At 29.9% G+C, this 22,031-nt stretch carries 22 protein-coding genes and 3 pseudogenes; 17 read left to right on the top strand and 8 right to left on the bottom strand.

Translation table 11 applies throughout. The annotated features are described in order from the left end of the window. The first annotated feature begins 337 nt into the window (after positions 1-337). Positions 338-820 carry an HIT family hydrolase gene (locus tag B3630_RS03605; RefSeq protein ID WP_346895595.1) on the top strand — a complete coding sequence of 161 codons (483 nt, stop codon included), beginning with the start codon at positions 338-340 and terminating at the stop codon, positions 818-820. Between the two features lie 69 nt (positions 821-889). Further along, a complete protein-coding gene (locus tag B3630_RS03600) occupies positions 890-1,717 on the top strand; it encodes a class I SAM-dependent methyltransferase (RefSeq protein WP_346895593.1) in 828 nt (275 codons plus the stop codon). A 187-nt stretch (positions 1,718-1,904) separates the two neighbouring features. Here B3630_RS03600 and murC read toward each other — a convergent pair whose 3' ends face one another. Further along, a complete protein-coding gene (gene murC / locus B3630_RS03595; RefSeq protein ID WP_346895591.1) occupies positions 1,905-3,320 on the bottom strand; it encodes a UDP-N-acetylmuramate--L-alanine ligase in 1,416 nt (471 codons plus the stop codon). 445 nt (positions 3,321-3,765) lie between these two features. Between murC and B3630_RS03590 the strand changes: the two genes are divergently transcribed. From B3630_RS03590 to B3630_RS03575, 4 genes are all read left to right on the top strand, one after another. Further along, positions 3,766-4,638, top strand: a complete 873-nt coding sequence (locus tag B3630_RS03590) for an AraC family transcriptional regulator (protein ID WP_346895589.1) — start codon at positions 3,766-3,768, stop codon at positions 4,636-4,638. Positions 4,639-4,651: 13 nt separating this feature from the next. Next, positions 4,652-5,476, top strand: a complete 825-nt coding sequence (locus B3630_RS03585) for a GNAT family N-acetyltransferase (protein WP_346895587.1) — start codon at positions 4,652-4,654, stop codon at positions 5,474-5,476. 167 nt (positions 5,477-5,643) lie between these two features. After that, positions 5,644-5,982, top strand: a complete 339-nt coding sequence (locus B3630_RS03580; RefSeq protein ID WP_346895585.1) for a DUF6054 family protein — start codon at positions 5,644-5,646, stop codon at positions 5,980-5,982. A gap of 22 nt (positions 5,983-6,004) precedes the next feature. Continuing rightward, a complete protein-coding gene (locus B3630_RS03575) occupies positions 6,005-6,682 on the top strand; it encodes a class I SAM-dependent methyltransferase (RefSeq protein WP_346895583.1) in 678 nt (225 codons plus the stop codon). A gap of 411 nt (positions 6,683-7,093) precedes the next feature. On the opposite strand, the gene B3630_RS03570 is transcribed toward B3630_RS03575, so the two are convergent. Further along, complete coding sequence (locus B3630_RS03570; RefSeq protein ID WP_346895581.1) at positions 7,094-7,330, bottom strand: hypothetical protein; 237 nt, start codon at positions 7,328-7,330, stop codon at positions 7,094-7,096. A 9-nt stretch (positions 7,331-7,339) separates the two neighbouring features. Next, positions 7,340-8,614, bottom strand: a complete 1,275-nt coding sequence (locus B3630_RS03565; RefSeq protein WP_346895579.1) for a DNA polymerase thumb domain-containing protein — start codon at positions 8,612-8,614, stop codon at positions 7,340-7,342. 193 nt (positions 8,615-8,807) lie between these two features. Here B3630_RS03565 and B3630_RS03560 point away from each other — a divergent pair. From B3630_RS03560 to B3630_RS03540, 6 genes and pseudogenes are all read left to right on the top strand, one after another. After that, a pseudogene (locus B3630_RS03560) lies at positions 8,808-8,981 on the top strand (MerR family transcriptional regulator); the annotation flags it as partial. Continuing rightward, positions 8,951-9,046: pseudogene (locus tag B3630_RS17485) on the top strand (IS607 family transposase); the annotation flags it as partial. The pseudogenes B3630_RS03560 and B3630_RS17485, both read left to right, overlap by 31 nt. Next, a pseudogene (locus B3630_RS03555) lies at positions 9,024-10,163 on the top strand (RNA-guided endonuclease InsQ/TnpB family protein). The pseudogenes B3630_RS17485 and B3630_RS03555, both read left to right, overlap by 23 nt. A gap of 164 nt (positions 10,164-10,327) precedes the next feature. Then, entirely contained in the window at positions 10,328-11,032 is a 705-nt protein-coding gene (locus tag B3630_RS03550; RefSeq protein ID WP_346895577.1) for an XRE family transcriptional regulator, read from the top strand. A 9-nt stretch (positions 11,033-11,041) separates the two neighbouring features. After that, a complete protein-coding gene (locus tag B3630_RS03545) occupies positions 11,042-11,164 on the top strand; it encodes a hypothetical protein (RefSeq protein WP_346895575.1) in 123 nt (40 codons plus the stop codon). A gap of 132 nt (positions 11,165-11,296) precedes the next feature. Beyond that, complete coding sequence (locus B3630_RS03540) at positions 11,297-11,776, top strand: GyrI-like domain-containing protein (RefSeq protein WP_346895573.1); 480 nt, start codon at positions 11,297-11,299, stop codon at positions 11,774-11,776. A gap of 305 nt (positions 11,777-12,081) precedes the next feature. Here the strand turns inward: B3630_RS03540 and B3630_RS03535 are convergent, their stop codons facing one another. Then, positions 12,082-12,354, bottom strand: coding sequence for a DUF3795 domain-containing protein (locus B3630_RS03535; protein ID WP_346895571.1), 273 nt, complete (start codon positions 12,352-12,354; stop codon positions 12,082-12,084). Between the two features lie 476 nt (positions 12,355-12,830). Here B3630_RS03535 and B3630_RS03530 point away from each other — a divergent pair, with 476 nt between their 5' ends. After that, positions 12,831-13,298, top strand: a complete 468-nt coding sequence (locus tag B3630_RS03530; protein ID WP_346895569.1) for a MarR family transcriptional regulator — start codon at positions 12,831-12,833, stop codon at positions 13,296-13,298. Continuing rightward, a complete protein-coding gene (locus tag B3630_RS03525; RefSeq protein WP_346895567.1) occupies positions 13,282-14,136 on the top strand; it encodes a DUF6544 family protein in 855 nt (284 codons plus the stop codon). The genes B3630_RS03530 and B3630_RS03525 overlap by 17 nt, the downstream gene beginning before the upstream one ends. Before the next feature lie 270 nt (positions 14,137-14,406). Here the strand turns inward: B3630_RS03525 and B3630_RS03520 are convergent, their stop codons facing one another. Then, positions 14,407-14,748: a winged helix-turn-helix transcriptional regulator gene (locus tag B3630_RS03520; protein WP_035135739.1), complete on the bottom strand. Its 342-nt coding sequence runs from the start codon at positions 14,746-14,748 to the stop codon at positions 14,407-14,409. Positions 14,749-14,995: 247 nt separating this feature from the next. Here B3630_RS03520 and B3630_RS03515 point away from each other — a divergent pair, with 247 nt between their 5' ends. The 3 genes from B3630_RS03515 (at position 14,996) to B3630_RS03505 (ending at position 18,023) form a co-directional block, all read left to right on the top strand. After that, positions 14,996-15,631: a flavodoxin family protein gene (locus B3630_RS03515; protein ID WP_346895565.1), complete on the top strand. Its 636-nt coding sequence runs from the start codon at positions 14,996-14,998 to the stop codon at positions 15,629-15,631. Positions 15,632-15,677: 46 nt separating this feature from the next. Further along, positions 15,678-16,523 (top strand): aldo/keto reductase, encoded by an 846-nt coding sequence (locus B3630_RS03510; protein WP_346895563.1) that lies wholly within the window; start codon positions 15,678-15,680, stop codon positions 16,521-16,523. A gap of 336 nt (positions 16,524-16,859) precedes the next feature. After that, positions 16,860-18,023, top strand: coding sequence for a MerR family transcriptional regulator (locus B3630_RS03505; RefSeq protein WP_346895561.1), 1,164 nt, complete (start codon positions 16,860-16,862; stop codon positions 18,021-18,023). 231 nt (positions 18,024-18,254) lie between these two features. Here the strand turns inward: B3630_RS03505 and B3630_RS03500 are convergent, their stop codons facing one another. The 3 genes from B3630_RS03500 to B3630_RS03490 all read right to left on the bottom strand — a co-directional run. Next, positions 18,255-19,241: a DUF4179 domain-containing protein gene (locus B3630_RS03500; RefSeq protein WP_346895559.1), complete on the bottom strand. Its 987-nt coding sequence runs from the start codon at positions 19,239-19,241 to the stop codon at positions 18,255-18,257. An 89-nt stretch (positions 19,242-19,330) separates the two neighbouring features. Continuing rightward, positions 19,331-19,894: a sigma-70 family RNA polymerase sigma factor gene (locus B3630_RS03495; protein WP_346895557.1), complete on the bottom strand. Its 564-nt coding sequence runs from the start codon at positions 19,892-19,894 to the stop codon at positions 19,331-19,333. A gap of 579 nt (positions 19,895-20,473) precedes the next feature. Further along, a partial coding sequence (locus tag B3630_RS03490) for a peptidoglycan-binding protein (protein WP_346895555.1) occupies positions 20,474-22,031 on the bottom strand: 1,558 nt, incomplete at its 5' end.

The following is a 22,031-nucleotide window of genomic DNA, read 5'->3' as shown; positions in this document are numbered from 1 at the left end:
ATTTTTCTATTTGTAGGTATTATTAACTATACAGAAAGGCATCACTATATTCATTCCAATAAACAGAGTTCTTAGTATCAGTATTTTCGATACTTAGGACTCGTTGTCCTTTAGGATAAATAAGTCCATGTAAGTAAAACCAAAGATTTGAACACTCACTTAAGTATAATATTTTTTTCATCTTAATTAAAGGGTTTATTGGGTAAAGTAAATACAGATGATATGAAAATAATAAGCATACCTAGAATATATCTGGTATAATAAGGTTATGTTTCCATATAGAAGGTTGATAGAGAAACATTATTATTTACATTATCAGGAGTTATGGAGGTTCAAAATGGGGTTTAAAGATTTTATGAATAATCAGTGGCCAGATCAATGTATGGGATGTTCCATTGGAAAGAATGATATGGTGCCACCAGGTGGAATAATATATGATACAAAGAACTTTGTTCTTCATCAAGATCCAGATGTTCCACTTAGTGGATTTTTAATCGCAGCATCTAAAAAGCACGTAAGATCCATTGCGGAGCTAACCTTAGAGGAGTCTACAGAACTTTTTGAGTTAGCTTACAAAGCAAGAGTTGCAATGAAAAATATATGTGATATTAATGAGGTTACTATTATTCAAGAAGAACGATCAGGTCACTTACATTTATGGTTATTGCCAAGGTATCAATGGATGAATGATAAGTTTGGTAATTCTTTAAGTAATATAAGAGAAATAATAAGCTATATTAAAGAAAATCTTAAAACAGAAAATAATTTAGAAGAAGTTTTATTAGTAGCAGAAAAACTAAAACAGGATTTTACTAAATAAGTTATATATTAAGAATAGGATATTTAGAGGAAATATTTTAGTATTGAATAATAAGAATGGAGTGGTTATATGTCTAGAGCAAATGACAGAGATATAGTTAGAGTACAGTATAATTCAGATAAGAATTTAAATACTAGACAAGCTTTACATGATGATTTTAGTACAAATAAGTATGGATGGTTTAATTGGGTATTTGATCAATATAAGTTTAAGCCTAATGATAGAGTTATTGAATTTGGATGTGGGAATGGAAGCACATGGGCTAATAATAGAAATAGGATACCAAAGGATATCCAGGTAATTCTTACAGATTTGTCTGAAGGTATGTTGAGATCAGCAAAAGATAACCTTTTAGGAATTGATGAAGTATTTGATTATTCTGTTAGTGATATACAAAATATTGAATATGAAGATAGATCATTTGATTGTGCCATTGCTAATCATATGCTTTACCATGTTCAAAATAGAGATTTAGCAATCAGTGAAATTGCACGTATACTTAAAGCAGATGGAACCTTTTATGCTACTACCAATAGTCTTTATAATATGAAGGGACTAAAAGATTTAGTGAAAGGTTTTGATTCTCAACTTGATTATTCATCCTTTTCAGTTGCAAAGGAATTTGGTATAGAAAATGGAGCAGAGCAGTTATCAAAGCATTTTGATTCTGTTGAAACTTTAGTGTATGAAGATTCCCTTCATATAACAGAGGCAAAGCCTTTAGCGGATTATGTTCTATCCTTAGAGGGACATGTAAACATACAGGATATAATGACGGAGAGCAAAATACAGGATTTTTACAGGTATCTGGAAGATATAATTTTAAGAGAAGGAAGTATTGATATATCTAAATCTAGCGGAATGTTTATAGCTAAGAACCCTAAGAAAGTGTTATAAAAGGAATAACTACTATATTTATACATCAACGCATGTGAATCGAGTTACATTTAGGTGATGCCCCAAATTTTATATTTGGATAGCAGAACTTACTCAGTGAATACGTGTAAGGCGAGTTGTAATTAAAACAAATAGAGTGTGTAATAAATTATGTTGAATTTCATAACTTATCACACACCTTATTTTTTTATTCTTTTAATACATTGATAATTTTTCTAGATAATTTATAAGATTCACCTGCTCCAAAAACTATAATTATGTCTCCACTTTTAGCTTCATTAAGGAGCTTACTACATATTTTATCAGAGTTTTTTATATACTCAGCTTTATTTATATCTATTTCATTACATAGCATATCTAAATTAACTGGCTCTATGTTTTTATTTGCTTCTCGTCCTAAGAAGGGTTCGGTAATAATAACTCTATCTGCCTTCTTTAATGCTGTAGCAAACTCATTAAAAAACAGCTTTGTTCTTGAAAGTTGATGTGGTTCAAAGACAGCGAAAACCTTTTTTCCTGGATAACTAAGTTTAATTGAATCTAAGGTAGTTGCTATTGCTGTAGGATGATGAGCAAAGTCATCAAAAATTTTAATATCATCAATATCTGCTACTAATTCTAGTCTTCTTCCTATTCCATTAAAATTTTTAAGGGAATTCTTTATTGCATCTATATCAACACCTAACTCTAAGGCAGTAATTAACACACCTAAAGAGTTTTTAACGTTATGCTTACCGATAAGTCCAAGGTTAAAATTATATTTTTTATCTCCATTTACTACTTTAAAGGAGGAATATTCAGGGGTGTTTGAAGTCAATTCTGCTTTATACTCCATGTAAAAAGGGAATTCAAGCTTATTATCTATATAATATCCAATAACTTTTACTCCTTCTTCATTTAGCCAATGTCTTAACTCACATAATATTTCTCTAATAGCTGTACTATCTTCATTAACAACTAAAATTTTTGAATCTTTAAGCCTTTTTATAAAGTTTTTAAAAGAATCCTTAACATGATTTATATCCTTGAAAAACTCTGGATGATCCATTTCCACATTGTTTATTACAGCTATTGAAGGACTATAATTTAAAAAATTATTATTGAATTCATCAGCTTCACATACAAAGTAATCTGACTTTCCTAACCTGTATCCACCACCCCAATTCTTAAAAGTTGTTCCGGCTTCAACGATTGGATCTAGACCACCATTTTCCAAAACAAGTCCCATTAAAATTGTAGTTGTAGATTTACCATGGGTACCTGCAATGGAAACAACAAACTTTTCATTTTGCACATATTTAGCTGAAAACTCCTGCCATGTCATTAAAATTCCTCTTCTTTTAGCTTCAAGTATTTCTGGATGATCCGGTGAAATATCTAAAATGGCAGGTGATATAGCTAAGATATCAATATCCTGTATATGGCTTGAATCATGACCTTTTAAAATATCTATATTATTTTGTAAAAGAGTATCTTTATAATATCCTGATATATTCAAGTCACATCCTGAAACATCAAACCCCATGTTCTTTGCAATAATTGCTATAGGTGCAGCACCACTTCCGCATATACCCATGAAATGCACTTTTATTTTATTTTCCAATATAATTCACTCCTATCATAATGTAATTTAGATTAAGAATATGTTTTAGAAAAGCCTTTGTTCTGCTATTTATTCAAAATAAAGTTGATTCATATTAAATTACAATTTCAAATTAATTATAACATGAGTTTACTATTGTTTTCCAATGGGTGAAAAAAAACTGATTATAGACTTGCCACATGAAACTCAAGAAACCATTCAATTCAATTTTAAAGTAATGTATAATAAGAATTAAGTAAAAATTTGATAATATGTGAAAAATTAAGTTGTATTTAAAATATAAATAAGAAGTTAAATTTAATGATTTTTTTATCTTTGGCAAAGAACTAACAGAATATAGGGTAATTAGTAAATTAATATAATCAAATTAGTATGGACAAAACAAAGCACAGTAAGACGGGAATAAAATCCTTTGTTACTATATACTTTAATGGAGGTTAGAATTTTGGAAATAATTAAGGATATTAATAATGCAATTGAATATATTGAAGATAATTTAGGTTCGAATATAAGTATTGATGAAATAGCGAAGGTTGCATTTACATCACGTTACCATTTTCAAAGAATGTTTCATGCATTAACTGGGGTTACTTTAACAGAATATATTAGAAATCGTAGGCTAACACTTGCTGGTGAAGAGTTATCTTCTAAAGATGTAAAGATTATTGATGTAGCTGCTAAATATGGTTATGAAAGTCCAGATGCGTTTACTAAAGCTTTTCAAAGACTTCATGGTTCAACACCCTCTACGATAAAAAAGGGCAATTCAAGACTTAAATCATTTCCAAAACTCTCATTTCAAATATCAATTAAAGGGGAATGCGAAATTAATTATAGAATAGTTAAACAAGATGAATTTAAATTTTTTGGAGTGGATTTTTTAACCACATTAATAGATAATGCATTGTATAAAGAAATACCAGAATTTTGTGATAAAATTTGGGAGGATGGAACCCATCTTAAGATTAATGAATTTTTAGGATATTCTAAAATGAATATGCTTTATGGAATTCATTATGATTTTAAAGAAGATGGAAGTAGAAGATATATGATGGGGTGGAAAGTTCCGGATAAAGATATACCTAATGAATATAAAATAGTAAACATACCTTCATGTACATGGGCTGTTTTTGATGGTAGGGGGGATAACTTGAATACCCTTGCCATAGCAGACTTATGGAGGCTAATATATTCAGAATGGTTTCCATCATCAGGATTTGAACAAATAGAAGGACCATGTATAGAAAAGTATTTTTGGGATGATAATCAATATATTAATTATAGTTGTGAGTTATGGATTCCAGTAAAAAGAAAATAAAATGGGGGATAAAATGAGTATTGAAATAAAAAATCCAAAGGAAGATCAGTATGGTAATAGTAAAGAAAATATTTTTTTAGCCTTTAGTGATGATGGAAGCTATTTGGGAAGTGCTTATACATATCCTAATATAAATTATCACCAAGTCAATGAAACACCATACCTTATCTTTATAGATATTGATATAGAATCTAATATGGACAAGCTTTTAAAAGATGAAGTTAAACAAAAATTATTTGATAAGGTATTCCTAAGGGCTAAAGAGCTTCATAAGGAAAGACCAGACTTAAAAGCAAGAATATATTCTGGATTTGAATATAACAATGAGAAGCTTGATTTTTATATTAAAAATGGTTTTGATGAAAACTACAGTATCATTATGGAAGCAGATATTGAAGAGAATCCTAAATATACATTCACTAAAGTGGAAGTAACTGAGATAAATTTAAGTTCTCAGAAGGAGCTTATGGAGTATAGTGCAATATATAATGAAATCTTTATATCACCCTTAGATGTAGATGCACTTTTAGAACAAAGTAAGGCAAAGCATTTTAAAAATCTATATTTTTTAGTTGATGGAATTATACAAGGTGGTTGTACAATCTTTGAAAAGGATGGTTACGGCTATATTGAAACTTTATATGTTTTATCAGAAGCACGTGGCAAAGGAATATCAAAAATTATAGTTAAGTATATATTTAATTATTTCTTATCAAAAAATTTAAATAAAACAAAGCTAGAAGTATGGGAACTTAATAAACGTGCTATAAATTTATATAAATCCTTTGGGTATAATGAGGTTGAAAAGAACTTCATGTTTCCAGGTATAACTCTTTAAATACCATATTTTAAGCAAGGATTAATTACAAAATATGTTATAATAGAAGTGTAAAATAACTATAACCTATTAGATAAATAGGAATTTAAGGGTAGTAGTTTTTCATAAACATATAGTAGAGAAAATACAAATTGAATTAATTAAATATTTTATGGGAGATGAGTATTATGGCTGGAGATAATTTTAATGTTAATTTAAGCTTAAGTGAAGTAGCTGAATTATTAGATAAAGGAATAGTAAATGGAAGTATTACAGGTGAAAGGATAGATTATCATGTTGTAAATATTGATGATATTCATGCTATGATTGTAATAGTCTATGAAAAACATTTCTATAGAGCAGGGAACAGGCTTACATTAACAGTATGCATAAATAATGTTCATGATGTTACACATGTTCACTGCATAGGTGCCGGTGGTGGTGAAGGACTATTTAGATTTGACTGGGGAGCAAGTGATAAATTTACTAATTCTCCAAGAGAAATATTAAAAAATTATATAATATAAACAGTAATTGGGAGGTGTATTTGTGTCTAATTACTATGAACAAAGTTTAAATTCTACAAAATTGTTTAAGGTTTATGATTCAAAATATCCAAGAATTAAGCGTTATTTAGGTGAAGAAATCAAATTTGTGCGTGAAAACTTACAGGGCAATGAGAAGGTTTTAGAGGTTGGAACAGGCTATGGACGTATAATTAAGGAACTGGCACCTTTTGCATCAAAGCTTGTAGGTATTGATATTTCAAAGGACTCTGTAGAACTTGGTAGGAATTATATAAAAGAAAGCCCTAAATGTAGTATTGAAGTTATGGATGCCCATAACCTTAAATTTGGTGAAGAATTTGATGTGGTATTATGTTTGCAAAATGGTTTATCAGCTATGAAAGGATACCCTATGGATTTAATTAGACAATGTATGAAAGTGCTTATTCCTGGAGGAAAGGCTTATTTTAGCACATACAGCCCTAAATTTTGGAATCATCGTATAGCTTGGTTCTATGAACAGGCGAAGAAGGGGCTACTTGGAGAAATTGATTTGGAAAAAACTCTTGATGGTATGATTGTGTGTAAGGATGGATTTGTTGCTAATACATTTTCTGAAGATGAACTTAAAAAGTTTGGTGAAGAATTTGGTAGTGATTATAGCATTGAAGAAGTAGATGAGTCGAGTCTATTTCTTATTATTAAAAAGTCAATAGGTTAGTTTTAGTCTATCCTTAATTTTTATAAAAAAATATCATAGCGGGATTGAGGTAGGGAGCATTTTACATTTATCCATGAAACCCTCCATAATACATTTCTGTGTTATGAAAGGTTATTTTAGTGCGCCCAGCATGGGCGTAATCTAATGGGTGAAAGTCCCTAGCACGGGTTAATAGTGCCAAGTGCATAGCTTAAGACAAGGGTGTCCATGGTGACGTGGAATCTGAAGGAAGTCGGCGGCAAAACTCTGGTCTGACGAACAGAAACTACATATAAGGCATATGTCTGTGGGTAAGTTTGCTTAACAAAATGAAACCCAAAACTATTCGAATTGAACCGCCGTGTACCGAACGGTACGCACGGTGGTGTGAGAGGTCGCTGGATAAAATAATTATTCAGCTCCTACTCGATTCTACTTTCCCTCTACAAACCATTTGTAATTTGATTCGTAAAATACGTACTTTTCACGGCCTTGAATTTTGCAAGTGTATCTAATTCCGGCTCCTCCAGCCTTTAAGCTAGCGGCTGGTCTGGTGTCTATTATTTTTTCTACTTCATAGTGGCGGCCATCTTCCCAGATTATTTCTCTGGGTTTTAATACACCTTCCTTTGTAAACTCTGCTAAAACATCCACATAAATCTTTGACATAATTACCTCCTAAAAATAACCATGAGGATGTACTGTATGATCCTCACAAGGATTAATTCTTGATAAATTTCTATCTGTATACATAATAGCTCTCTGAATACTCTTATATCCAAAACGTCTTCTAATTTGGTCTAAAGCCTCATCTATTTTTTCCAGTTTAAGTCTTTTTTCATTGTCCATAAATAAATCTGTCTGCACTGGCATTGTATCAATTAAAAGGTCAGCACCTCTTACACCAATACTTCTTACGGGATTTTTAAAGCTATAACTTTCTTTAAATAGCTTAAAGGCTGCCTGGGCAACTTCCTTGGTTATATTGGTAGGAGTTAGAAGCTTTCTTTGCCTTGAAAAACTGCAAAGCTTGGTATCTCTAACTGATATTTCAACTACGGTACATTTAAATCCATTTTCTCTAAGTCGTTTTGTCACACTTTCAGCTAAAACTATTATAATAAGCCATACATCTTCATCACAAACTAAATCCCTAGGCGTAGTAGTGCTATTACCTATAGACTTTATGGGAGCACTATAATTTTCAACTAGTACTTCTGAAGTGTCATAACCATTGGCGAAAGAATGTAGAATAAGTCCCATTTTCCCTAGATGCCTTTTAAGAAAATCAGGATGGGTTTTGGCTATATCTCCAATAGTATTTATATTTATGCTTTTAAGTTTTGCATTGGTGCTTCTACCAACATATAAAAGGTCTGAAGCCGGTAAAGACCAAGCTATGTTCTTATAATTTTCCTTTGAAATTACAGTTATAGCATCAGGCTTTTTATAATCGGAGCCAAGCTTTGCAAATATCTTATTCCATGAAACTCCTATACTAACTGTAATACCTAATTCTTCCTTCATTCTATTGCTAATTTGCTTTGCTATTTCAAAGCCATTGCCAAAAAGCCCACAGCTCCCTGTTACATCTAGCCAGCTTTCGTCTATTCCAAAAGCCTGCTGCATATCTGTGTACTGCCCATATATTTCATGGGCCATTCTAGAAAATCTTAGATAAAGATCCATCCTTGGTGGCAAAAATATGATTCCAGGACATAGCTGTTTTGCCTGCCACAAAGGCATTCCTGTTTTCACTCCAAATTTTTTAGCTATTTCATCCTTAGCAAGGACAATTCCATGACGAGCTTCAGGATCTCCACCAACTGCCACTGGTTTTCCTTTTAGCTCGGGATGATGCAAAAGTTCAATACTTGCATAACAAGAATTAATATCTGAATGTAAAATTACTCGTTCCAAATAAAACCATCTCCATATATGATATATTAACATTATATATATCATTATATGATAAGTAAATGGTTTTATGTATCATATAATGATATTTTTCTATTGTAATTATCATTCCACTAATATACAATTAACATAAGGAGGTATAGCAACAGTCAATAAAACATTGTAGAAGTTTATATAATATTTTTGATTCTATATAATGTTTATGTTGTAATAAATTCAAGGTGATTATATGAAATACTATTCTATCGGGAAGTTTTCAAAACTAATAGGTAAAAACTCTCAAATATTAAGGGAGTGGGATAAAAAAGACATATTAAAACCACATCATGTTGCTCCAATAGGGTATAGATACTATTCACAAGAGCAACTTAATCAGTTTTTAGTTGTAGACTTCAAGGTAAGAGAGCCAATAAAGCTAAAAAAATGATTAAGGAGTTGTTAGAGAGTGATACTGGGGAAGAAAGTTAGATTGTATCCAACTAAAGAGCATGAACAGAAATTATGGCAATCAGTTGGTACTGCAAGATTTATTTATAATTGGACTTTAGCAAGACAAGAAGAAAACTATACCCTAAAGGGCACGAGTAAAAATGGTGGTAAATTCATATCTGATAATGATTTAAGAAAAGAATTGACTATCTTAAAGAAAACAGAACTTAATTGGCTTAATGAAGTATCTAACAATGTGGCTAAACAAGCTGTTAAAGATGGTTGTGAAGCTTATAAAAAGTTTTTCAAAGGGTTAGCTGATAAACCACGATTCAAGAGTCGAAGAAAGTCTAAACCATCTTTCTATAACGATACATCAAAGCTCAAAGTTAAAGAAAGTTAAGTATTAATTGAAAAAGTAGGTTGGGTTACTATAAAGAAAAACTCAATACCTATAAATTGTAAATATACTAATCCAAGAATAAGTTTTGACGGAAAGTATTGCTTTATAGCAGTTGGTATAGAAAAAGAAAACCCAATAGTAGTATTAACTACTGAAAGCATAGGAATTGATCTGGGCATAAAAGATTTAGCTATATGCTCCAATGGAATGACTTTTAAAAATATTAATAAAACAAGAGTTGTAAAGCAACTTGAAAAAAGGCTACGTAGATTACAACGTAGGGTATCTCGCAAATACCTAAAAAATAAAGAAGGGAGTAAGTTTGTTAAAACAAGTAATATTATAAAAATCGAAAAGCAGATTAAATTACTTTATAGAAAATTAGCAAATATAAGAAGTAATTATAATCACCAAGTAACGAATAAGATAGTGAAAACCAAGCCATCAAGAGTTGTTATGGAAATACTTAATATTAAAGGCATGATGAAGAATAAGCATTTATCAAAAGCAATCTCAAAACAATGTTTATATGAGTTTAAAAAGCAAATGCAATACAAATGTGAGTTCAATGGAATTGAGTTTATTGAAGCTTATAAATGGTATCCATCATCAAAGACTTGTAGTAAGTGTGGTCATGTAAAACCAAAGCTTTCATTATCTGAAAGGACATATATCTGTGAAGAATGGGGCTTAGTTATAGATAGGGATTATAACGCAAGTATCAATCTATCAAGATATGAATTAGTAGGCTAATCACTTAAAAGATACTACTAATATGTACCATGCGTTGTATGGGAATTTAAGCCCTCGGAGTGTTATAGCAAACGAAAGTAGCTTTATAGCAAAATCGGACACATTGAACAGGGAATTAAACAAGCTTTATAGATTTCTATAATGTTTTGGCAACAGTGTCTACTATGAAAAAGACCCTAGGAGAAAAAATAACAGCTGCAAGGGAAGCTATAGGTATATCCCAATATGAAGTAGCTGAGTTTATAAAAAACAAAGGTATAGATGTGACGAATCAAAAGGTTAGTAAGTGGGAAACTAATTATACTACTCCCAATGCTTATCAGTTTTTAGCTCTTTGTGAAGCACTAAAGGTTAGTGACGTGCTAGGAACCTTTGGGGATTGCAGTGTAGACTCACCTTTATCTAATCTAAATCAAGAGGGTAAAAATAAGGTAGAAGAATACATAACTCTCCTTATTGCCAGCGGTATGTATAGTAATGAGGTTAAAGAAGAAAAAGTAATATATATGAGAAAGCTTCCTCTTTATGATTTACCGGTATCTGCAGGAACTGGTAAATATCTAGATGACAACTCCTGTGAAATCATTGAAGTAGGTAGTGATGTTCCTATGGAAGCAGACTTTGGAGTTAGAATCTCAGGAGATAGTATGGAGCCTCGTTTTGTAGATGGCCAAATAGTTTGGATTCATAAACAGGACATTTTGGAGGATGGAGAAATTGGAGTATTTGCCTTTGAAAATAACTCCTACTGTAAAAAGATTTCTATTTGTGGAGATGGAATTAAGCTTATTTCCCTTAATGAAAAATATGCGCCTATAACTGTTCCAAGAGGTGTAGAGTTTCATTGCTTTGGGAAGATTGTAGAATAAGGAACAATTATGTATTCTGGTGTACATGGAAAGTTCTGTGAAGCTACTGTATTTGAGAATTTGAAAGCTGATGAAGTTGAAGAATTTGATAAGAGCTTTTTAAATATGGAGAAACTACCTCTATCAGGTTAGTGGGGATAAACAGAAGACAAAATATAAATACTTGTAATTTTTCAACTATATGGTATACAATTAAATAAATTGACAATTAAAAGAAGTGGCTAAGTAGGGAGCAATTCAATTAATTTATATGGGGGGAAGCAAATGAATATTAAAATCGAAAAATGTATTAAAAATTCTTTTTCAGTAATAGGGAAAGAAGGTTCAACGAAAGAGGGAAGCGGTTTTGTAAGTAAGCTATGGAAAGATGCCAATAACCACTTTGATGAAGTTGATTTTCTAGCAAAGAAAGATGAAAAAGGAAATGTTTTAGGCGTTTGGGGATTGATGAGTGATTTTTCAAGAAACTTTCACCCTTGGGAAGAGAATTTTACAAAAGGATTATATTTAGCAGGGATAGAAGTTATGGATGATGCTGAAGCACCTGATACTTGGATAAAGTGGACAGTTCCTACATTTGAATACCTTTATATAAAAGTTGATAATGAATACGAAGCAGCCTTTTCTTATGTTTTAAATTATATGGACAATAATAATATTAAGTTAGTAGGTGCTGTATTTGAATACAATTGCCCAGAAGAAAATGGACAATTATATTTATTTTTCCCAATCAGAAGATTATAAATTTGTTAAAGTTTTAATTAAGGGAATTCTTTTTAAGGGTTCCCTTAAAAAATTTATGTAGGGAACTTTTAAAATATAAAAATATGAACTTATTTAAATATGAACTTATTTAAATATATAAATATATAACTATTAAAATAGTTGTTGTGGTCATGCGGGTTTCAGGGATTTTCCAATTTTGAAGTTAGGTTTAAGCATATAAAAACATGAAAAATAAATAGCAATAGATTTATACTAAACTTTAATATTTGTTTTGTAAATGGAGAAGAATGAGTTTGAAAAAAATATAAGTTAACGCATCATGCCTATTTTTTAGTGATTTTCTTTGTTGCTTTCCATTGCAACCATCTGGTATCTAAAACAGTTGCCTTATCTCTTCTCATTATTTCATTGCATGGAAATTTATCGCAAGTTCCACAAAATTCTATTTTATGTATATTCACACAATCAAAAGTATAGCAATCTCCTTTTTTATGTGCTGTACGGCAACCAGTACAATTGCCTTGAATATAATCTGGACAACTACTACAATAAAAGCCACATTTCCCTATCAGACTCATAACCTGTTTATTATCCATCGAAACTCATCCCCCTGTATGTTTTATATACAATAGTATTTAACTATAATCTAATAAATTATAGACTATTTACATACAAATTATAGCATTAATTATAAAAAATTAATATAATTTCATAATTACGCTGATTTTTTATGTAGCCATAGGTTAAATAAGGAAAAATTTATTTAATATGATATGAATTACTGAGGTAGTTAATAGATGTGGTATAATATGGGAATGAGACGGTTGTTTATAGCGGGGATTAATAATGAAAAATATATATTATAATTAACAACAGTATTATAAAGCGTCACAACAATTATATTTATAGGTTTAAGATATTAGAGAAAGATTATAATAAAATTAAGTATACATTATCTCTTTGTAAGTATTGACATAAATGTAACTGGTTACGTATAATTATACATGTAACCAGTTACCTTTAAGTTACAATAAATATTGGTGAATATAATTTTTATGGGGTGTGATGAATAGTGGATAAAAAAGAGGAAAAGAAAATGGAAGCTTATATATATGGAGGTATATTTGCTTTATCTAATAAATTACAACTACTAGGAGATAAATTCGATTCTAATATATCTACAAAGCAATGGTTTTTAATTGCTATTATAGCTAGCTTTAAATATGAAGCTCCAACAATTTCAATGACTGCGGAAAGAATGGGGACTTCAAGACAGAATGTTAAAAAGATGGCTAGTATATTAGAAAGAAGAGGCTTCTTAGTAATAGTTAAGGATAAAGAGGATGGTAGAATACAAAGATTAGAATTAACAAAGTACTGTACAGACTATTTTGAACAAAGAATGGAAAGCGAAGAAAAGTATATTGAAAATTTGTTTGCAGATTTTGATGAAGAAATGTTATTAGGTGTATTTAAAGGAATAAAGCAATTAGAGAAAAATATTATGATATTGGAGAAACAAAATGAAGAGGAGAGTTAAGAGAAAAATGGGGTTAATTTTAGGCGTAATTTTATTATTAGTATCTATATTAGTTATTGATTTCAATGTACCTTATTCAAGATTAAAAACAAACTTTAAGGATTATTTAGTTGAAAGTGAAGAAAATATTAGTGAAAACAAAAAATCTACTAAATATACATTGGAGGATTTACCACAATCCATGCAGAATTTTTATAGCTATACTAAGCTAGTTAATAAAGTTAGTAGTAACCATGTGAGTTTTAATTTTAAGGATGCCGATTTTGTAAATATAGAGATGAATAAAACATTGAAAATAGATTATTCAGAGCATATTTTTGGAGATGTTCCAGCTAGATTTGCTTTTATTGATTCATCACTTTATGGCATACCATTTCAAGGCTTGGACTCATTCATTAATGGTGAAGGTGGGATGAAGGGAGTAGTAGCAAAAAATATTACTCTATTCAATCAACGTGGGAAAGAAATGAATAAAGCAGCCTTAGTGACCTGGCTTTCCGAAATTATATTTATGCCGTCACAGTTATTAAGTGGAGATGTAGACATAAAAGAAATAGATAAAAATACAGTGGGTGTATCAATAGCATATGATAACATAAAGGCAAGTGGAAATTATAAATTCTTAGACAGTGGAGAGCTTATTGAATTTACAACTGATGATAGAGCTCTTATCTATAATCATGGAAGATTAGAACATAGAAAATGGTCTGCGCTATATGAAGATTATAAGAATAATGGTGATTTATTATTACCTAATAGATTAAAATCTAAGTGGCATTTTGATAATGAAGATATAATATATTTTGATGGTACTGATATAGAATATACATTCTATTAGTAGATTGGTAGTTACAGTAGATATGGTTTGAATTTATAGGTGGAAACTCTTTTCCTAAAAATATTATATGAAAATATAATATTATAAGTTTTACATTAGAGGTTCAAATATAGGGGAGAGTAGACAGACTTGTGAAATACAAAACTGTACATGCTTATTTTTTATAAAAATTTGATATAATATAAAGTAAAAAAACTCCCATGTATAATGTGATTACATAGGAGTTTTAAGTTTTAAAGAGAATTCCATGAAGAAGAAACATTAATTATATTATTCACAACTGCCATCTAAATCGGGGTAATATTTAATAGACCAAGCTTCAAATTCTTTAATGATCTTAGTAATTTCTTTCCCTTTATCAGTTAGATGATACTCAACCTTAGGTGGAATTTCAGCATATATTACCTTACCTATTAATCCATCACTTTCTAATTCTTTTAAGTTTTCACTTAAAATTTTTTGGCTTATGCCTTTAACAATTCTTTGAAGCTCTAAAAATCTTTTTGGTTCATTATATAAACTACATAATAAAAGAGCCTTCCATTTACCACGTATAAAATCCATTGCAAAATCTAATAAACAAACATAAGTTTTGTTGTTGAAAGAAATCATTAAATTACCTACTTTCAAATGTTTTTACATAAGATATTATACTAGAATTTTTAATGTAAATAAAGAATGTTAAATATTAATATTTAATATCTTATTTTCCTATATAAATAAGGTATCTTAATAAATCCTACCTTTAGGTAAGTCATCTAACGTAAAAGTGCGTACTTGTTAAGTATTATAGGCATTTATATAATGAGAACATAAGTAGTGAACAAATACAAAATAAATTAAGACGAGGAGATGTAACATGAAGGTAGTTGCTTTTAATGGAAGTCCTAAAAAGGATGGCAATACATATAAATCAATAGAGATTGTAGCAAAAGAATTAGAGAAAGAAAATATTGAGGTAGAGATTATTCACGTTGGAAATAAGATAATACGTGGATGCTTAGCCTGTGGTGGATGTAGTAGAAATAAGAATGAAAAGTGTGTCATTAATAACGATGAGGTTAATGAATGGATTGAAAAGATGAAAGAGGCTGATGGGATTATATTAGGATCTCCAGTTCATTATTCTGCTATTGCAGGAACCATGAAATCATTCTTAGACCGTGCTTTTCTTGTAACATCAGTAAATGACGGTATGCTTAGACATAAAGTTGGAGCAAGTGTTGTTGCAGTTAGAAGATCAGGAGGAGTTCCGGTGTTTGATCAATTGAATAATTATATTAATTATTCAGAAATGTTAATGCCTACATCAAATTATTGGAATGTAGCTTATGGTAGAACAGAAAATGAGGTTCTTCAAGATAGCGAGGGAATGCAAATAATGAGAGTATTAGGTAAGAATATGGCCTGGCTAATGAAACTTGTTGAATTTGGGAAAGAGAATATTGAAGCACCAAAAAGAGAAGAAAAGAATTTTATGAATTTCATAAGATAAATATATTAATAAAAATAATTAAAGGGTTAGAAGGAGAAGAATTAATATGATAGATAATATGAATAGTACAATTACTTTAAACAATGGTATTGAAATGCCAAGACTAGGACTTGGGGTATTCAGAGTAGAGGATAGTTCAGAATTAATAAATGCAGTTAAAGCGGCAATAAAAAATGGATATAGAAGCATTGATGGTGCAGCTATATATGGAAATGAAGAAGCTATGGGAGAAGGAATAAGAGAAGGTATAAAGGAAGCAGGGATTTCAAGGGAAGATCTGTTTATAACTTCTAAGGTTTGGAATGCTGATTTAGGATATGAATCAACCATAGCAGCGTATGAAGCAAGCTTAAATAGATTAGGTGTGGATTACTTAGATTTATACCTTATTCATTGGCCAGTAGAAGGAAAATATAAAGAAGCTTGGAAAGCATTAGAATATCTATATAAAGAAGGGCGCGTTAAAGCTATAGGAGTAAGTAATTTCCAAATTTATCATCTTCAAGATTTATTAGGTGATGCTGAAATAAAACCTGTTATAAATCAAGTAGAATTACATCCCTACTTAAGTCAAAAAAAGGTTAGAGAATTTTGCAAAGAAAATGATATTCAAGTTGAAGCATGGTCACCTTTAATGGCCGGTAATGGATTATTAGAAAATGAGGTATTAAAAGAAATAGCTAAGAAGTACAATAAAACAGTAGCTCAGATAGTGCTACGTTGGGATTTACAAAGTCAAGTAGTAACTATTCCTAAATCTACAAATGAGAGAAGGTTAATTGAAAATATAGATATATTTGATTTTAATCTAAGTAAGTCTGATATTGATAGGATAGATAGCTTAAATCAAGATTTAAGAGTAGGACCTGATCCAGATAATTTTGATTTTTAATTTATATTTTAATCTTTTTATTTTAGTAAATTTAATTATATAATTAAAACCTCACTTCAAATAGTTGTGGTGAGCTTTGCCATAAATAAAGTAGAAGAGGCTGTGACAAAAGTATGAAAATACTTTGTCACAGCCTCTTTTCTCATGAGCTTTTTTTGCTTAAACTTGAAAAATAAGAAAACTAAAGAGTCTGTAAATTCTTTTGTAAAGCGTTGACCCTAACACCACGTTATAGTGTAATATAAAAATATAGCTTGAATATATTAACCAAAACTCATAGCCGGCTGAGTATTAGATAATATTGATAGCTGTAAAATCAAATTTTGAGGTGTAGCAATGAGAACAGTAAAACAAGTTTCGGATTTGACAGGAATAAGTGTGCGTGCACTACATTACTATGATGAAATAGGATTATTAAGACCAAGTGAAATTACAGAGGCAGGATATAGACTTTATGATGATGAAGCCCTTAAAACTTTGCAGCAAATTTTATTTTTCAAAGAGCTTGATATACCTTTAAAAGATGTTAAAGAGATAATGTTGAGTCCATATTTTGATAAAATACAAGCACTAAAAAATCAGAAAAAGCTGCTTATGTTAAAACGCAAAAGATTGAATGGCTTAATAGAGCTTATAAATAAAACCTTAAAAGGAGAAAACACAATGAATTTTAAAGAATTTGATATGAGTGAATATTTTAATGTATTAGAAGAATTTAAAACAGAACACGAGGATAAGGTAATTAAAATTTATGGTAGTGTAGATAAATATAATGACCATATTGAAAAATGTAAATCTAAGGAAGATGAAATTGCTAAAATGGCTATAAAGAAATATGGAAGTATTGAGAAATATGCTAAGGCTTTAAAGAAAAATCTTAACAATAGTGCTACGTTTACTTTAGCAGAACAATATGATGAGTTTAAAAAAGATTGTTTGGAAGATAAGAAGCCTAAATTAAAAGAACTATTTAAGAGGCTTACATCTGACTTAAGTAAAGATACTTCTTCAAGGGAGATTCAAGAAATTGCTGAAGAAATAACAAATATAGCTAAAAAAGATTATGAAATTTTCAAAATGGATAATGGTGATGATCATTGGTACTATATGGTGAAAATTTATTTGGTATATCCTAAGTGGATAGAAAAAGTGAATAAGAAATATGGAAATGGTGCATCTAAATTTATCGGAGAAGCTCTAAAAAATTATTTGGGAGATAGGCAGCCTAGATTAGAAGAGTTATATAAAAGGCTTACATCGGACTTAAGTAAAGATCCTTATTCAAAAGAGGTTCAACAAATTGTTGAAGAAATATCAGATGCAACTAAAAAAAGTCAAGGATTTTACAAAGTAGATGAGGGAGAGAATCATTGGGGTTATACAGCAGAGCTTTATTTATCAAATTCCACATGGATAAAAGCCATTGATAAACAATATGGAAGTGGAGCATCTAAATTTATGGGGGAAGCTTTAAAGTTTTATTCTGAAAATAGTAAGTAATAAATTAAAAACTATAAGGCATTTGCCATATAGAAAGAAAGTCACAAGTATTAACGTAGATACTCAAAATATGGACTGCAATTAAATAATTAGAAGTTAAAAATCGCATAATTCAAGGAAGGAAATTATGCGATTTTTCATAAATAAAAATACCCCCATCAAAAGATTTTATGGTGTTTTTGGTAGAGGCATTTCATAATTGTATAATTTTCTATATATAAACTAATAATTTTATTTTTTAATATTATCCAATTCTATGATAAATTCATCTCCAATTGGAGCAAAGTCTTCTGATGGCCATTTCGTAGCATATAGGGTCAGTGTAAGCTTTTTAGCATCTGTGCTGATTCCATTGTTATTACAGAACCAACCTTTACCATTTTCACCATGCAGTCTTCTTAAATGAAATTTTACTTCGTTTCCAAGATCATCGTTACCTCTTAGTTCCATAATATAGTCGGTGTTATAGCTACCTAATACGTCTGAAACATTAAAAAATATTTTTTGACCTAGATCATTGCTAGTATACTCTGTTATTTGTACATCTTGTTCAGAGGATAATGAGAAGCTTTCATCCATTGAAAAATGATAAGTATCTTTAGCTAGAGCTTTTCCGTCTGCAGTAAAATTGAATCTCCAATTTCCTTCTACAAAAGTTTCATTCGTGACTCCTGTAATTTCATTATAAGTTCCTGATGTTTGTATTTTATTATAAATAATCTCAATATTAAGTTTTGTATTGGTATCTATTTCTGCATTAAAATCTTCTGTATTATACAACTCGCATGTACTTATTAATTCCACAGTATAATTATCCAATCGATTACTTTCCTGACCTCCAATAAGATAAAAATGGTTTCCATTCACATACATATCTGCATAAGGAAATAGAACATTACCTATTGGTTTGTCTGATTTAATTGTACTAGTTACTATCATTTCATTTTTATCAATAATAACCTTGTTTAGTGTTATAGTATATCCTTTATCTGATTGGGAAGTATTGATTACTGTTGTATAATCCAGTAATTCTTCATCAACTTTATTAATTCCTAGAAAATCACTAATCAGTGAAGTAATACTTTGGGCTGCAGCATTTATTTCACTGCCCAAGATAGCATTTGTAAATAACAATATTGCAAATGTTATACATGCTACACTTATAATACGCTTATAGTTTAGTTTCTTTTTGAATTTATTGCGTACCATCCGTTTCATTTTTCTTTTTTCTATATCTGTCAAGTCCTCTTTTTTAAAAAAATCTATATCTGTTTCTACGTCATTTAGTAAAGAATATATTTCATTCATTAAAATTGCTCCTTTCTAAGTTGAGAATAACATTTTCTGATTTTCTTCTTTCCTCTAGAAACGCGATTATAAACCACCGCTTTTTCTATACCCATATCTGTGGCTACAGATTCCACAGTACTCTCATCAACAAATAATCGTTTAAAGATCATCTTGTCTTTTTCGTTAAGATAGGATAACATTTTTTCTACTTCTTCAGAGATTTCTTGTTCCAAAACATTAATATTAATTTTAGAATCAGAAACTTCACCTACAGATTCTAAAGGCTCTTCTTTTAGATAACGAAGATATCTTCTTTTACAATCAATGGCTTTGAATCTAGTGATTCCAGCTATCCAATTTTTAAAGGTGCTTCTATTTCTGTCGTAACTTTCTATGTTTTCCCATATAGCAAGCAACACATCATTCATACATTCATCATGTAAGTTTGGCAGTTGATATAATTGCTTTTTTACAACTGTATTTAGAATCCATCCATATTCAGATATAACAAATTCTAAAGCTTTTTCATTTCTACTTTTTAATTGTAAGATAAAGTTTTGTTCTGTAATTTTCATTTTCATGCTCCTTATTCATATACTTGCTAATGTAATTGGCCATTACACCTACTAATTCGTAAATATGTTACGTGTTTCTATCAATAATCAGAAATATAAATTTTTATATTTTTTATTCTTATATAAATGGTTAAATTTTTTTAGTGTAAATAATTTTAAAATTAAAATTCTAAATCTATAATTTTAGATCATTGAATTAATCACCACAATTTTCTGTAGAGGCTAATAATCTTTTGGCTGTAGCAATAATGCAAATCAAAGTTTTACCTAGTAATGATTATTTTTGGTATTATAATATTATTTGGTATAATTGTAAAGTGTTGAGTAAAAATTCATAAAAGTTATTATATTGGATTATTTTAATGAATAAATAAGTTATAGGCTTAATGGCTCTAGGAAAGTATTTAAATAAATGGTAGCTATTGAAAGATTTAAAGTTTAATTTAGATTAAGAGAGAGTAGATAAATTTGCATAAACACAAATTTACCTACTCTCTTTTTGTTGAAGTTAGCTGTTTTCCCATAGCTATATAAATTTTAAGATCAATATAAAAATATTGGACTTATATTATGTTTCCAATAAATTTACCTTCTACCAGTGAAGAAATCGTTATAGGTTGATGCGATTTTTTCCCAGGTTATTCTATCCACAACTCCAGTTATCCTTAGGTGAAATACCTTTTGAAGATTCTTAACATTCCTTTCCGTCGCTAAGTCAAATATGTTGTCTACAGGTAGAATTCTTATGTTATATCCATTTTTAACTAAAACGTTCATATACTCTTTAAGAACAGCAACATATCCATTGTTATCTCCAAGTTTTAGTTCAAATGGGAATGGGAAAAGAATATCTGAGGTATTTATATCTCTACCAGAGTCTAATGCCAAATATACAAATACAATATTCCTCCAAGTATTAATATCCACCTCGCCATTTTGAACTAATCCAAAGGTTCTTTGAAATCTTAGCACAGCATTTTGTGTTCTTCCATCAAAATCTCTATCAACATTAACTTCTGGTATTTCTTTATATAATGAAGATATCTTTCTAAGCATTGTTTTAAGTCTTCTTACATCTTTATTGCTGAAGTTTTTCTTTAAAACATACCCTGGATATCTAGTTAAATCCTCCACTGAATAAAGTTCTTCTAAATCTACATAGGCACAGTATATAGTATTCCAAAGCCTTCTATCAACTGATTTTAAAGTAGGCAAATTAAATGCCTTTTGAAATTCCATTAAGGTTTCCAGAGTTTGATAATCAAAAATGCCAGTAATAGCATTTTTCTTAAACCCATAAGCCTCTGCTAAGGTGCTTAAATATACTTGTAGCTCCCTTACTTTTCCTCCTTTAGAACCATATTTTAATCCTCCTAATGGATAATCTCCATCAAAACTTGCATCTAACTCTTCAATAATCATATTTTCTTCTGCTTCTTGATCTAATTCAGCTAATCTTTTTACAGCAGTATAAATTGCCGATAATTTATACCAGGTTGCTCTTCCAACTATTCCATCTTGAACTAAATTAAATATTCTTTGAAATACTTTAACAGATGCTTCAGTGTTAGGTCCAAAGATTCCATCTACAGGAATTAACTTAGGAATAGCAGGGTAATTTTGTGATATTCTATTTAACTGTTGTTGTATTATAGTTACATTGGAGTTTCTATCATTTCTCCTTATTGCTGATCCAGGATATGATTCAACTAACCCAGCAATTATTGGAGTTCTTTTTAGTATTTTATCATTACCATAATAATACTGTAATATTTCAAAAGCATTTCTACCACCATTTGCTAAGTCTACAGTTCCCCACTGAGATAGCCCATTACATTTAGCTGTTGTACCATTGCAGTATTGTGTAAAATATGGTGCATTACTATTAACTATAGAAAAATATTCATTAAAAATAGAATCTACAATTTCACTTACATTCTCAAATACATTTCCTCCATATACAAAATATTGATCATAGGCTGTAGAATTTGTTATTTGAAATGAATAACCTCTACTTACATACCATTCTGTATAAACTCTGTTAAGGGCAAAGGTTATTTGGGCATAAATGTTGGCTCTTAGGGATTCTTCAGGCCATGTTGGGTAAACCTCATGGGAAGCAACATTTTTAATATAATCTACA

It is taken from the genome of Clostridium sp. UBA7503 (assembly GCF_002477055.1).
GTDB lineage: Bacteria > Bacillota > Clostridia > Clostridiales > Clostridiaceae > Clostridium_J > Clostridium_J sulfidigenes.
Note: the sequence above shows the minus strand (reverse complement) of the source record. Positions and strands in the feature narration are given on the sequence as shown.